Origin of the sequence: Amycolatopsis sp. Hca4, from assembly GCF_013364075.1 — a bacterium.
GTDB lineage: Bacteria > Actinomycetota > Actinomycetes > Mycobacteriales > Pseudonocardiaceae > Amycolatopsis.
Map to the genome: position 1 here is coordinate 5927350 of NZ_CP054925.1, position 12399 is coordinate 5939748.

A 12399-nucleotide genomic window follows, 5' to 3' on the forward strand; every position below is an offset into this window, starting at 1 on the left:
AACTCCCCTTACGCCTTGGGCAGTTTCGGCTCGACGATCTTCGTCGCCATGTCTTCGGCGATCTGGCAGGCCTTGGCCACGGTCTTGAGACCCGTCGCGTTCACGTCCACCCGCGCCTTGTCCCCCACCCCGAGGGCGACGGTGCAGCCCAGCGGCGCGTCGCTCGACGCCTCCTTGGCCGAGCGGCCGTTGACCGGGAGGTCCTTCACCCCGTTGCCCGTGTCGTTGACCGAGTCGAGCGGGGCGGTGTCGCGGATGGCGACGCTGAGAATCATGCCCTCTTCGCTCGGATCGGCGATCTTGTGCTGGTAACTGCAGACCCGGGCACCGCCGAGTTTCCTCTCGTTGGCCGGTTCGAACGAGGAGGCGTAGCTGCTGAGGTCAGCCGGGGTGAGCAACTCGCACGGCTGCAGGTCGGCGGTGGAAACACCGCCCGGGTTCGCGGAACTCGAGCCCGCGCCGGACGGCACGGCAGTCTCCGAGCCGGTCGGCAGGGCGGTTCCGGGCTGGGTGGTCGTGCAGCCGGCCAGCATGACGGCACCGGCAGCGAGGGGCAGGACTGCCCGTGCGAGGAGTTTCATCATTCCCTAGCGCTTGTACTTCAAGGCGTCGAAAGCGGCGCTGTCGGACTCGTTGTACTTGGCGACGGCGATGTCGAGAGCTTGGCCCGCCTGCTCGGCCAGTTTCTTGAGCTCTTCGATCGCCGTGCTCGCGGACCCCTCGGCTTCCGCCGCACCTTTGTGGTCGTGCGCGGCCACGGTGTGCCCGTACGGGTGGTTCCCCAGCTGAGGTGACTGGTTGAGGAGGTAGATGGATTCGGATTTGCCGTTGAGGTCGTTGATCAGGTCGGTCAGTGCCTTCTTGATCGGCGCCACCCCCTCGGGCGAAACCCGGAAGCCGCCGCCGTTGGCCGCGGCCAGCAGCTTCTGCGTCTCGGCCGTGGCCGCCTTCACGGCAGTGTCCATCGAGCCCGAGGAGAACGGGTTGACGATGTCCGACATCGATCCGCCACCGCCGTCGGCAATCAACATCGCATTCCACCCCGAATCGCTTCGCCCATACCTACGCACCCGGGAGTCTACTAGCGGGACACCCAGCGCAACGGCCGTTCACCGATCTTCACTTCCGACGCACGCCGCGCCCGTACGGTTCCCCGGTGCTCAGAACTGGCCTTCGAGCTGGGCGTACAGCTGCTGGGCCAGCCGGGCGTTGTCCGCCGGGGCGTAGGTGATCCAGCGCTGGCCGTCCGCTGCCGCTCGTGATGACATCAGCCAGCGGCCGTTCGGGGTGTCGAACCAGGCCAGTGGGGGAACGTGGCGCTGCGGGTCTGGGCGGTGAACTGGCCCACGCGCTTCTTCGGCTCCTGGAACACGCGCTCGATCATGCGGACCTGCGGGCCGCCGCCACCGCTGTGCGACCGCGGGGCGCTCACGCCCGCGAACGGGTCGTACGCTTCGTCGCGGCGCTGGTGGCGGGGCTGCTGGACCGGCCGGGAGATCGTCACCGACTGGCCCGGCGCCGCCGGCGTCAGCGGGAGCAGGTCGACGATCGCCGGGACGATGCCCGTCGGGCGGACCTCCTCGAAGACGATCAGGTTCTCCTCCTGGCGGGCGAGGACCGCGAACTGGCCGTCGGTCGCCACGCGCGCGAACAGGTGGCGGTCGCCCAGCTCGGCTGCCGCGTTGATCGTCACGCTGCCGCGGACGAACGTCGCCAGCGCCAGCTCGGCGTCCGCGTCCAGGCGCCCCCGGCTCCACAGGCCGCGGCCGGTCAGGTCGCGGACGACGGCGTCGCGGATCATCGCGCGCTGCTCGATCGTCGTGCCGACGTGCGGGACCTCGAACGGCGTCGGCGCGCGGCCGAGCCCGAGCTGTTCCAGCAGGATGTCCACCGCCGCCAGCGACAGCGAGAACGAGTGCGGCATTCGCTTCCAACCCCCCGCGGATGAGTCCGGCTTCCCGGGAAAACCGTAGCTCCGCCCTCAGCGAACCCGCTTGCCGGGGCAAGATCGCCGCTGGTCCGATGGACGCATGGCCGACACGAAACCCGCCCTCGTCCTGCACCTCGCCACCGGCGGCGAACCGCTGCTGTTCGCGCTGACCACCGAAGAATCCGGGAAGCTGGCCGGCAGGCTCGCCCAGCTCGTCAAGGCGGGCGCCGTCGAATCGGTGACCACCAAGGACGAGTCGGTGGTCGCGGTCAACTTCGCGCACGTCGCCGCCGCCTACATCGACGACCTCAACCGGAAGAGCAAGGTCTTCGGCCTGCACGCGTGAACGGCGAAGGCCGCCTCACGAGTGCGTGAGACGGCCTTCGCCACGGAACGCTCAGAGCTTGTACAGGCGCTTCCAGTTCTCCCGCGAGGTGAGCTCCGGCATGGCCCGCTTGTACTGCTCCTGCACAGCCGCGCCTTCCTTGCGCAGCCGCTGGATGACCCGCGCGCCCTGCTTGGCCAGCGCGAACATCTTCACCCGGTCGTAGGAGCGGACGCGGACGCCCTCCTGGCTCGCGTCGGTGACGACGGCCGTGTCGAACAGCGCGATGTGCCACCAGTTGGCCTCGTCGATCGGCACCGCGCCGAGCCCGAAGCGGCTGCGGCCGAGCACCCGGTCGAGCACCCGCTTGATCAGCACCAGGCGCTGCATGCTGGGCCGCGGCGCGCTGTTGATGATGCCGATGTCGTTGGACGCGATGCCCGGGACGTCGGTCGCCTTGTGGCGCTTGGTCTCCGGGTAGTCGTCGCGGATCCGGCGGATCTCCTTCATCGCCTCGACCCCGCCGTCACGCAGGACTTCCGGGCCCTTGAGGAAGTCCTCGACGGCCTTGATCAGCGTCGCCGACAGGCCGTACTGCATGCCGAGCAGGTAGCGCACCAGCTGCGCGATCAGCACCCGCGAAAGCAGGTTCAGGTTGAACGGCGAGTGCAGCGCGGCGGTGATGATCGAGTTGCGCAGGTTGAAGTACCGGTGCCACTCGTCCCAGTCCTTCATGTGGAAGTCCGCGTGCCACACGCCCGCACCCGGCAGGGTGACGGTCGGGAAGCCGTGCGCGCGGGCCCGGTAGGAGTACTCGGCGTCGTCCCACTGGAAGAAGAACGGCAGCGGGTAGCCGGTGGCCTGGACCACCTCGTAGGGGATCAGGCACGACCACCAGCCGTTGTAGCCGGCGTCGAGGCGGCGCTCCTGGCGGTTCGGCTTCAGCGTCTCCTCGTCCACGCCGAGCAGGTCGGCGGTGGACAGCGAGTGCTCGACCGGCTGGCCGGGCTCGAGCGTGTTGAGCCGCGCGTACTCGGCGCCGACGTGCAGCTGGTTCGGGTGGAACAGGTTGAGCATCTGGCCGCCGACGATGATCGGGTTGGCGGCGCGGTTCGAGAACGCCGTCATCCGGATCACCAGGTCCGGCTCGAGCAGCACGTCGTCGTCCATGAACAGGACGTTCGCGTGCTCGGTCGCGGTGTGCCCGGCCACCTCGAACAGGCCGCGGGTGAAGCCGCCGGCGCCGCCGAGGTTCGGCTGCTTGATGTAGTGCAGCTTGTCGCCGAGGTCCTTGGCGACCTGCTCGAAGCCGTCGCGGGACTCGACGAGGTCGGTGCCCTGGTCGGCGACGTAGATGGCGTCCAGGGTCTCCAGCGAGGAGACGTCCGCGGCGAGGGCCTGCAGGTTCTTCAGGCAGTCGTCGGCGCGGTTCATCGTGCAGATGGTCACCGCGGTCGGGCGGATCTTCTCCGGGGCCTCGACCGTCCAGCGGACCTGCTCGACGCGCAGCGTCTGGCCGCCCTCGGTCTCGAGGTCGAGCCAGAGCGCGCCGCCGTCGTAGAACTTGTCCAGCTTGCCGGTCAGCGACACCTTCGCCTGCTTGGCGTCCTTGACCTGCTCGGCGGCCACCACGCGGGGCTCGCCCTCGACGTCGGAGGCGCCCATGGACAGCAGGCCGGTACCGGTGACGACCGCCTCGACCGAGACCTCGGTCACCGTCGTCCAGCGCTGCCAGTAGCTGGCCGGGAACCGGCCGAAGTACGTGTTGCCGGACACCTTGGAGGCGGGCTCGAGCGTGATCGACGCACGGTCCCGCACGGCCGCGCCCCACTCGAGCTCGGCGTACAGGTCCTTGCTGACGATCGGCGCCGGGCCGGCGTAGAGCCCGCGCTGCGCCGTCAGGCGGCCCTGCGGAGTGTGCTCGGTGAACCGCGTCTCGGCGGCCGCGCCGGTGGTCGGCGCCGGGGTGGCTGTCTTACCGGGCATGGTTCCTCAGTTCTCCTTGGTCGACGGCTCGCGGAAAACGACCCACTTCAGCATCACGAAATTGATCACGGTGGCGGTGGCCTGCGACACCGCCCAGCACAGTGTGTGCTGCCACGCGGACTCCGGCAGCACCTGCAGCGCCAGCTGGTTCACCCCGACCGCGACGAAGAACGTCACGGTGTAGAGCAGGACGAACGAGCCGATCTGCGCCTTCCCGTCGCGGCGCCCGCCGGCGAAGGTGAACTTCCGGTTGAGGAAGAACGCCGTGGTCGTGCCCACGATGAAAGAGATAGCGCGGGCGATGTCGACCCACGGTGAGGTGGCCATCCCCGCCACCTGCGTCAACAGCGTGTAGGTGCCCAGGTCGACGAGGGCGCACAAGCCCCCGATCAGGGCAAAGCGGATGAGCTGGCCCAGCAGTCCCGGGGAGGACTGCGCAGCCGCTACGTCGGCTTGCGGATCGGTCGCCACCACTGCATTACCTCGATACCTGTGTCACGGTCACCCGCGCGGGCGCTTGTGCCTTGATGCGCAAAGTGTAGAGATGAGCACTTCAGGGTCACGTCTCGGGCGGTCAACGGCGTGGCTACCCTGGTCGGGTGACCCACGTACCCAACACACAGCGTCGCACGCTCATGGGCTGGGCGCGGACCGCACCGACCACGGCCGACGTGCTGACCACCGCCGACGTCGAGGAGATCGCGCGCGCCGTCGCCCACGCGGGTGCACGCGGCGTGATCGCGCGCGGCCTCGGCCGGTCCTACGGTGACCCGGCGCAGAACGCCGGCGGCCTGGTCGTCGACATGACGGCGCTGAACCGGATCCACTCGATCGACCCGGACAGCGCGCTCGTCGACGTCGACGCCGGGGTCAGCCTCGACCAGCTGATGCGCGAGGCGCTGCCGTACGGCCTGTGGGTCCCGGTGCTGCCGGGCACGCGCCAGGTGACGATCGGCGGCGCGATCGCCAACGACATCCACGGCAAGAACCACCACAGCGCGGGCAGCTTCGGCAACCACGTCGTGTCGATGGACCTGATCACCGCCGACGGGCAGATCCGCACGCTGACGCCGGAGGGCCCGGACGCCGAGCTGTTCTGGGCGACCGTGGCCGGCATCGGCCTGACCGGCATCATCGTCCGGGCGAAGATCCGGATGACGAAGACGGAGACCGCGTACTTCCTCGCGGACAACGAGCGCACGAACAACCTGGACGAGACGCTCGAGCTGGTCAGCAACGGCTCCGACGACAACTACACGTACTCGTCGGCGTGGTTCGACACGATCTCCACCGGCGCGAAGCTGGGCCGCGCCGCCTTCGGCCGCGGCTCGCTCGCGAAGCTGGACGAACTGCCGCCGAAGCTGCGCGCGAACCCGCTGAAGTTCGACGCCCCGCAGCTGGCAACGCTCCCGGACGTCTTCCCGAACGGCCTGGCGAACAAGCTGACGTTCGGCGCCATCGGCGAGCTGTACTACCGCAAGACGCCGAAGGCGGCCCGCGGCGTGATCCAGAACCTGACGGCCTTCTACCACCCGCTCGACATGTTCGGCGAGTGGAACCGGGCCTACGGCTCGAAGGGCTTCCTGCAGTACCAGTTCTCGACGCCGCTCAACGCGCACGAGCCGCTGCGGAACATCGTGAAGAAGATCGCCGAGTCGGGGCACGTGTCCTTCCTCAACGTCTTCAAGCGGATGGGCGAGGGCAACGCGGCGCCGCTGTCGTTCCCGCACCCGGGCTGGATGGTCTGCGTCGACTTCCCGATCAAGGACGGCCTGAGCCGGTTCTGCCAGGAGCTCGACGAAGACGTCCTGGAACTGGGCGGCCGGCTGTACACGGCGAAGGACTCGCGCACCTCGCCCGAGACGTTCGCGAAGATGTACCCGCGCCTCGAAGAGTGGCGCAAGGTGCGCGCTTCCATCGACCCCGAAGGCGTTTTCGCCTCTGACATGAGCCGGAGGCTCGAACTGTGATCGACGCGGTGGGCAACCCCCAGTCCCTGCTCCTGCTCGGCGGCACGTCCGACATCGCGCTGGCGATCGCCGAGAAGTACCTGGCCGAGAAGCCGCTGCGGGTCGTGCTCGCGGCCCGGCCGTCGCCCCGCCTGGAGGCGGCGGCCCAGCGCCTGAAGGACCGCGGCGCCGAGGTGTCCACAGTGGACTTCGAGGCGGCGGACACGGCATCGCACCCGGCTGTGCTGGCCAAGGCGTTCGAGGGCGGCGACATCGACGTGGCGGTGGTGGCGTTCGGCCTGCTCGGCGACCCGGAAGAGGTCTGGCAGGACCACGCGAAGGCGGTGGAACTGGCCACGGTGAACTACACGGCGGCGGTGTCGGTCGGGGTCGCGTTGTCGGAGAAGCTTAAGGAGCAGGGTCACGGCACGGTGATCGCGCTGTCGTCGGTGGCGGGCGAGCGCGTTCGCCGGTCGAACTTCGTGTATGGCTCGACGAAGGCCGGTTTCGACGGGTTCTACCTGGGTCTCGGTGAGGCGCTGGCGCCGTTCGGGGTGAAGGTGACGGTCGTCCGGCCGGGGCACGTGAAGACGAAGATGACCGAGGGGCTCAAGGACGCCCCGCTGGCGCAGACGGCTCCGCAGGTCGCGGAGATCGCGGTGGGGGCGGCTCGGGCTGGTAAGGAGCTGGTGTGGGCGCCGGCGCAGTTCCGGCTGGTGATGTCGGCGCTGCGGCACGTTCCTCGGCCGATCTTCCGGAAGCTGCCGATCTGAGGCTGGCCGGGGTGGGCGGGGCCGGCAACTCCCCCGCCCTTCCCCAAGGTGTGCTTGACCATCAGGTTGGTGCCGCCGGTTGGCGGGTGAGTGCGCTGCGGCGGCGTTGAGTGTTCTCTGGCGGGTGCGCAGCGCTCTGGTGTGGTCGGTGCTGCTGCTGAAGACAGCTTGCCGGGCTCGACCACGAGCTGCCGCCACCCACGTCACGGCCGCCGCCGGCAACTCCCCACCCTCCCTGGGGGGCGTGCCCAAGTCCAGTCTATCGGCCAGGGGCGACGGAACCCGCCGGAAAGGCGTCTGCTGCGGTAGCTGTCCACATCGGCCGGCGCTTGTGGATAGCATCAGCCGCCGGTGGCGTGGGCGGGGACCAGGTACAGGTTCTGGCTGCCCACCCACGGTGAGTCGATGTGCCAGCTCGCCAGGGCCGTCCGGGGTGGGGTGCGGCGGGTTGTCGCCAGGACCAGGTCTGGGCTGGTCGGGGCGACGCTGTGGTCGAAGTTGTGGAAATTCGCCTCCAGCAGCGCCCGGCCCAGTTCGCCGCTGCGGCGCTTCGTCTCGGCGATTGCCGGGTCGACCGCGCCGCGGTCCGAGAACTCGTCGACCAGCTCGCAGTCGCACGCGTACGCCAGCGCGCCGACTTCGCCCGCCGTCTCGACCTTGCGGCCGTGGGCGATTGCCGCCAGTTCCTGGCCTATCTCGCGGTACTCCGTTGTCGATGCGTGGTTGCTCGTGATCGGGGCGAACTGGCGGGGCAGGCCCGGCAGCAGGTACACCGCGACGCTCGCGACGAGCGCCGTTCCGGCCAGCGTCCACGTTGCCCGCCGCATCGGTTCCGGGACCGCGCAAGCGCAGGCCGACAGGAAGATCGTTGCGCCGATGATGCTCGGCGCGTAGTACCAGTGGTACGGCGGGACGCCCAGCTGGCTGTACGCCAGGTAGTGCAGCGCGCCGGCGACAGCGAGCGCCGCGAACGGTGTCAGGCGGCGGGCCGTCTCTGAGCCGCGGCGGTACTGGACCAGCCATGCCGCTCCGGCCATCGCTGCCAGCAGGAGCGGCAGGAACGACAGCGTGGCTGCGGCCGGGAAGTTGCGCCAGTACAGGAGCGGGCCGTTGGTGAAGCTGAACGGGCCCCACGACTGCTGGCTGATCTTGATCACGAGCGTGTCCGGCACCGCCGAGCCGAGCGCCACCCAGCTGAACGCGAACCAGGGCAGCGTGACGGCGAGCGCGGCGAAGACCGTCCGCCAGATGCCCACCCAGAACTCGCGGCGGGCGGCGAACAGCACCGCCGCGATCAGCACCAGGTCGATCCGGACCAGCGCGAGCAGGCCGATCACGACGCCGAGCCGCCCCGCGTGGCGCTCCCCCGCGTACACCAGCGTCCACACCACGCCGGTGGCGCCGAGCGCGACCTCCAGGCCGATCGACGACAGCAGCAGCGGGTTGACCAGCAGCAACGCGAACGTCAGCGGCGCGAACGCCGTCGGCAGGCCGGTGCGCTCGCCCAGCCGGCGCAGGCCCAGCACGAGCAGCACCTGCGCGACGACGAACACGACGCCGGCGGCGAGCACGGCGTCGCGCACCAGGAACGTGACCGCGCCGAGGGCCAGGACGTTCAGCGGGGACGTCGCGGTGTTCGCCGTCCCCTGCTCGATCAGGCCCCAGTGGCCGTGGAAGGCGAGGTTCTTCGCGTAGGACAGCGTGATGTACGTGTCATCGATGAGATGGCTGCTGACCAGGGCGAACACGGCGGCGGACGCGGCCGCGGCGCCTGCCGGCAGCGCCCACGAACGGGTGATGGGGATGGCCGCCGGCAGCGCGCGGGCGACGTTGGGGAGTTCTGCGGAGGCGCTTCGCATCCACGACACCGTACCCCGCTCGTGATGCTTCTGTGATCTGAGCGGGGTAGGCGTGGCCGAGGCCACAGGGATGGATCAGATGCCGTCGCCGCCACCGGGGGCGGCGTGGCCACGGCCGCCGAAGCCGGGACCGCGGCCGTCGAAGCCCTGGTCGGGGCCGTTGTACTGGCGGTGGACGCCGGGGCGGCCGTCCCGCGGGCCGTGGTGGCTCGCGGCGGCGATCCCGCCGACGATGCCCGCGCCGACCAGCATGCCGAGCACCCCGACGGCGACGAGCTGGGTGGCCCGGTGGCCCACGAACCGCCGGAAGCCGCCGGGCTGCCGCGGGGGCGGGCCCCAGGCCGGGTAGGGCTGGCCGGGGACGGGCGGGGGCCCGGGTGGGGGTTGCTGGCCGTGGACCGCGGTCTGGTCGGCCGGGGTGGTGCCGGCTGGGGCTTCCGCGGGACCGGCCGCGCTCTGCGCGGCGGCCGCTCCCGACGCGGGTGCGGCGGCCGGGCGGCCCGGCTCCGCAGGCTCGGAGGCGAATGCGGCCGTGGGCGAGGCTTGTGTGGCAGCGTCTCCCTGGCCGGAACCTGGCGCCGCGGGCCCGGCCGCGGCAGGAGAGGCTTCCCCCGCTCCGGATGCTGGGGCCGCGGAGGTAGCCGCGGGCTCGGGAGCCGGCGGGGTGCCGGCGGCTGCCGCTGTCGGGTGCTCGACTGTCGGCTGGTCCGCTTCGTCCGGAACCTTCTTCTCGCGCGGCTGGTCGTTCATCGTCGCTCCTGTGGTCACGGGGGCGGGCGCAGTGCCCGCCCCCACCACCTCAGGGTGCGCCGGTCAGCTGTGCGTCAGCTGAAGCGAACCTGTCGATCCGCCATGAGAACTCACAGGTAGAACGCCAGGAACAGGGTGATCACCCAGGTCGCGCCCAGCACCTGCAGGATGCGGTCCTTGAGCGCGATCTCCTCCGGCTCGCCCGCGATGCCGCCGTCGACGTCGACCGCGTAGCGCAGGACCGCCACCAGGAACGGGACCATCGAGATCAGCGCCCACACCGAGTTGTGCTCGGTCTGGCGGATCTCGAACGCCCACAGGCAGTACGACATGATCAGGATCGCCGCCGACGTCGCCCAGACGAACCGCAGGTAGCTCGCCGAATACTTCTTCAGCGACGAGCGGATCTTCGCGCCGGTGCGCTCGAACAGCATGATCTCCGCGTAGCGCTTGCCCGCCACCATGAACAGCGAGCCGAACGCCGTGACCAGCAGGAACCACTGGGACAGCGCGATGCCGCCCGCCACGCCGCCGGCGATGGAGCGCATCAGGAAGCCCGAGCCGACGATGGCCAGGTCGACCACCGGCTGGTGCTTCAGGCCGAAGCAGTAGCCGAGCTGGACCGCCTCGTAGACGCCCAGCACGACCGCCAGCTGCCAGCTCGCCGCGAACGACACGGCGAGGCCGGCCAGGAAGAACACGACCGCGGCCCCGTACGCGACCGGGACCGGGACGATCCCGGCCGCGATCGGGCGGTTGCGCTTGGTCGGGTGGGCGCGGTCGGCCTCGACGTCGATGGCGTCGTTGATGAGGTAGACCGAGCTCGCCACCAGCGAGAACGCCACGAAGGCGATGATCGCGTCGATCAGGAGACCGGTGCGGTCGGTCGACTTCGAGAACGCGAAGAACGGGGCCGCGAAGACCAGGACGTTCTTCACCCACTGCCGTGGCCGCGCCGTCTTGATGACGCCGCCGACCAGGCCGAACGGCCCCCGGGACGCCGTCGTCTCGACGGCGGCGCCGGCCTCGGGAGTCACGGCAGGTTCGTCGCTGCTGCGCTGCTCGGTCGTTTCGCTCATCGGCTCTTCTTCAGCTTCCGTCGTATCAGACCACCGACGAGCCCCCGAGAGCTGCACCGGCCAGGACGTCTGTCGGATAGTGAACGCCGAGCACGAGCCTCGAGGCCAGCATCGGCGGTACCAGGGCGGGCACCAGGTTACGCCCGGTCAATCCGGAGTAGAGCACCGCCGCCGCCGTGGTGGACGTCGCGTGCGACGACGGGAAGCTCAGCTTGCTCGGTGTGCCGACCAGGACCTCGACGCTCGGGTGGTCCGGCCGCGGCCGCCTGACCACGCGTTTCACCGCGATCGAGGCGGCGTGCGCGCCGACCACACCCACCGACGCGACCAGCCAGTCCTTGCGCCGCTCCTTGTCGAGCGCGGCGCCGACCAGGCCGATGGCGAACCACCCGGCGCTGTGCTCGCCGAAGTGCGAAAGGCCGCGCGCAGCCTTCACCGAAGCTTCACTCTTCAGAAAGCCCTGCGCCTTCGACAGGACTGCCACCTCGCCGGCGGGCTGCCCCTTCTCAAGCATCGAGGGACCCGTCGAGCGGCGCACCGTCGGTCAGATGCGGGGCGATCTTGTTGTCGAACGCCGACAGCGCCGAACCGATCGCCATGTGCATGTCGAGGTACTTGTAGGTGCCCAGCCGGCCGCCGAACAGCACGTTCTTCTCGCGCGCCTCGGTCTTGGCGAGCTCGCGGTAGGCCTCGAGCTTCTCGCGGTTGTCCGGCGTGTTGATCGGGTAGTACGGCTCGTCGTCCTCGCCCGCGAAGCGCGAGTACTCGCGGAAGATGACCGTCTTGTCCTTCGGGTAGTCCCGCTCCGGGTGGAAGTGCCGGAACTCGATGATCCGGGTGTAGGGGACTTCCTGGTCGTTGTAGTTGACGACCGAGGTGCCCTGGAAGTCGCCGGTCTCGGCCACCTCGGACTCGAAGTCGACGGTGCGCCAGGTGAACCGGCCCGCCGAGTAGCCGAAGTAGCGGTCCAGCGGCCCGGTGTAGACGGTCGGCGTGCCCGCGGGGATGTGCTCGCGGACGTCGAAGTAGTCGACGTTCAGCCGGATCTCGATGTTCTCGTGCTCGGCCATCTTCTCGAGCCACGCGGTGTACCCGTTGACGGGCAGGCCTTCGTAGGTGTCGTTGAAGTACCGGTTGTCGAAGTTGTAGCGGACCGGGAGGCGCGTGATGATGTTCTCGCCCAGGTTCTTGGGGTCGTTCTCCCACTGCTTCGCGGTGTAGCCCTTGATGAACGCCTCGTAGAGGGGACGGCCGATCAGCGAGATCGCCTTCTCCTCGAGGTTCTGCGCGTTGGCCGTCTCGAACTCCGAGGACTGCTTCGCGATCAGCTCGCGCGCTTCGTCCGGGGTGTGCGACTTGCCGAAGAACTGGTTGATCAGGGCCAGGTTCATCGGGAACGAGTAGACCTGGTCCTTGACCCGCGCGAAGACGCGGTGCTGGTAGTTGGTGAACTCGGTGAACCGGTTGACGTACTCCCAGACGCGCTTGTTCGAGGTGTGGAACAGGTGCGCCCCGTACTTGTGCACCTCGATCCCGGTCTCCGGGTCGGGCTCCGAGTACGCGTTGCCGCCGATGTGGCTGCGTCGCTCGAGGACGAGGACCTTCTTGCCCAGCTCGGCCGCGGCCCGTTCGGCGACCGTCAGGCCGAAGAAGCCGGACCCGACGACGACGAGGTCGTAACCTGCGAAATCGTCTTCAGTAATCTTGGCGGGGTTCGTGTGCGCGCTCACGGGCGTCGAGGGTACGGG

General features: G+C 69.6%; 11 protein-coding genes and 2 pseudogenes. 3 read left to right on the top strand and 10 right to left on the bottom strand.

The window, feature by feature from the left end; translation table 11 throughout:
• Positions 1–8 precede the first annotated feature (8 nt).
• The 3 genes and pseudogenes from HUT10_RS26285 to HUT10_RS26295 all read right to left on the bottom strand — a co-directional run bounded on the left by HUT10_RS26285 (position 9) and on the right by HUT10_RS26295 (position 1924).
• Positions 9–581 carry a DUF3558 domain-containing protein gene (locus HUT10_RS26285; protein WP_254897041.1) on the bottom strand — a complete coding sequence of 191 codons (573 nt, stop codon included), beginning with the start codon at positions 579–581 and terminating at the stop codon, positions 9–11.
• Positions 582–587: 6 nt separating this feature from the next.
• Entirely contained in the window at positions 588–1031 is a 444-nt protein-coding gene (locus HUT10_RS26290) for a hypothetical protein (RefSeq protein ID WP_176173649.1), read from the bottom strand.
• 129 nt (positions 1032–1160) lie between these two features.
• Positions 1161–1924, bottom strand: a pseudogene (locus HUT10_RS26295) (ESX secretion-associated protein EspG).
• 106 nt (positions 1925–2030) lie between these two features.
• Here HUT10_RS26295 and HUT10_RS26300 point away from each other — a divergent pair.
• Positions 2031–2276, top strand: a complete 246-nt coding sequence (locus tag HUT10_RS26300) for a hypothetical protein (protein ID WP_176173650.1) — start codon at positions 2031–2033, stop codon at positions 2274–2276.
• Between the two features lie 51 nt (positions 2277–2327).
• Here the strand turns inward: HUT10_RS26300 and HUT10_RS26305 are convergent, their stop codons facing one another.
• Positions 2328–4241 carry a glycosyltransferase gene (locus tag HUT10_RS26305; protein ID WP_176173651.1) on the bottom strand — a complete coding sequence of 638 codons (1914 nt, stop codon included), beginning with the start codon at positions 4239–4241 and terminating at the stop codon, positions 2328–2330.
• Between the two features lie 6 nt (positions 4242–4247).
• Entirely contained in the window at positions 4248–4715 is a 468-nt protein-coding gene (locus HUT10_RS26310; protein WP_176173652.1) for a GtrA family protein, read from the bottom strand.
• Positions 4716–4876: 161 nt separating this feature from the next.
• Here HUT10_RS26310 and HUT10_RS26315 point away from each other — a divergent pair, with 161 nt between their 5' ends.
• Both HUT10_RS26315 and HUT10_RS26320 read left to right on the top strand, forming a co-directional pair.
• A complete protein-coding gene (locus HUT10_RS26315; protein WP_176178010.1) occupies positions 4877–6211 on the top strand; it encodes an FAD-binding oxidoreductase in 1335 nt (444 codons plus the stop codon).
• Entirely contained in the window at positions 6208–6963 is a 756-nt protein-coding gene (locus HUT10_RS26320) for a decaprenylphospho-beta-D-erythro-pentofuranosid-2-ulose 2-reductase (RefSeq protein ID WP_176173653.1), read from the top strand. Before HUT10_RS26315 ends, HUT10_RS26320 begins: the two co-directional genes overlap by 4 nt.
• Positions 6964–7304: 341 nt before the next feature.
• On the opposite strand, the gene HUT10_RS26325 is transcribed toward HUT10_RS26320, so the two are convergent.
• The 5 genes and pseudogenes from HUT10_RS26325 to glf all read right to left on the bottom strand — a co-directional run bounded on the left by HUT10_RS26325 (position 7305) and on the right by glf (position 12381).
• Positions 7305–8822 (bottom strand): hypothetical protein, encoded by a 1518-nt coding sequence (locus HUT10_RS26325; protein ID WP_176173654.1) that lies wholly within the window; start codon positions 8820–8822, stop codon positions 7305–7307.
• A 75-nt stretch (positions 8823–8897) separates the two neighbouring features.
• Entirely contained in the window at positions 8898–9572 is a 675-nt protein-coding gene (locus HUT10_RS26330; RefSeq protein WP_176173655.1) for a hypothetical protein, read from the bottom strand.
• A 110-nt stretch (positions 9573–9682) separates the two neighbouring features.
• A complete protein-coding gene (locus tag HUT10_RS26335) occupies positions 9683–10651 on the bottom strand; it encodes a decaprenyl-phosphate phosphoribosyltransferase (protein WP_176173656.1) in 969 nt (322 codons plus the stop codon).
• A pseudogene (locus tag HUT10_RS26340) lies at positions 10648–11165 on the bottom strand (phosphatase PAP2 family protein). Before HUT10_RS26340 ends, HUT10_RS26335 begins: the two are co-directional and overlap by 4 nt.
• Positions 11158–12381 (bottom strand): UDP-galactopyranose mutase, encoded by a 1224-nt coding sequence (gene glf / locus HUT10_RS26345; RefSeq protein WP_176173657.1) that lies wholly within the window; start codon positions 12379–12381, stop codon positions 11158–11160. Before glf ends, HUT10_RS26340 begins: the two are co-directional and overlap by 8 nt.
• Positions 12382–12399 lie beyond the last annotated feature (18 nt).

What these genes read in the sequence shown, in the direction of transcription:
- HUT10_RS26300 (WP_176173650.1), top strand. Translation starts at nt 2,031, where the DNA reads ATGGCCGACACGAAACCCGCCCTCGTCCTGCACCTCGCCACCGGCGGC.
- HUT10_RS26330 (WP_176173655.1), bottom strand. Translation starts at nt 9,572, where the DNA reads ATGAACGACCAGCCGCGCGAGAAGAAGGTTCCGGACGAAGCGGACCAG.
- HUT10_RS26305 (WP_176173651.1), bottom strand. Translation starts at nt 4,241, where the DNA reads ATGCCCGGTAAGACAGCCACCCCGGCGCCGACCACCGGCGCGGCCGCC.
- HUT10_RS26290 (WP_176173649.1), bottom strand. Translation starts at nt 1,031, where the DNA reads ATGTTGATTGCCGACGGCGGTGGCGGATCGATGTCGGACATCGTCAAC.
- HUT10_RS26335 (WP_176173656.1), bottom strand. Translation starts at nt 10,651, where the DNA reads ATGAGCGAAACGACCGAGCAGCGCAGCAGCGACGAACCTGCCGTGACT.
- HUT10_RS26325 (WP_176173654.1), bottom strand. Translation starts at nt 8,822, where the DNA reads ATGCGAAGCGCCTCCGCAGAACTCCCCAACGTCGCCCGCGCGCTGCCG.
- HUT10_RS26285 (WP_254897041.1), bottom strand. Translation starts at nt 581, where the DNA reads ATGAAACTCCTCGCACGGGCAGTCCTGCCCCTCGCTGCCGGTGCCGTC.
- HUT10_RS26315 (WP_176178010.1), top strand. Translation starts at nt 4,877, where the DNA reads ATGGGCTGGGCGCGGACCGCACCGACCACGGCCGACGTGCTGACCACC.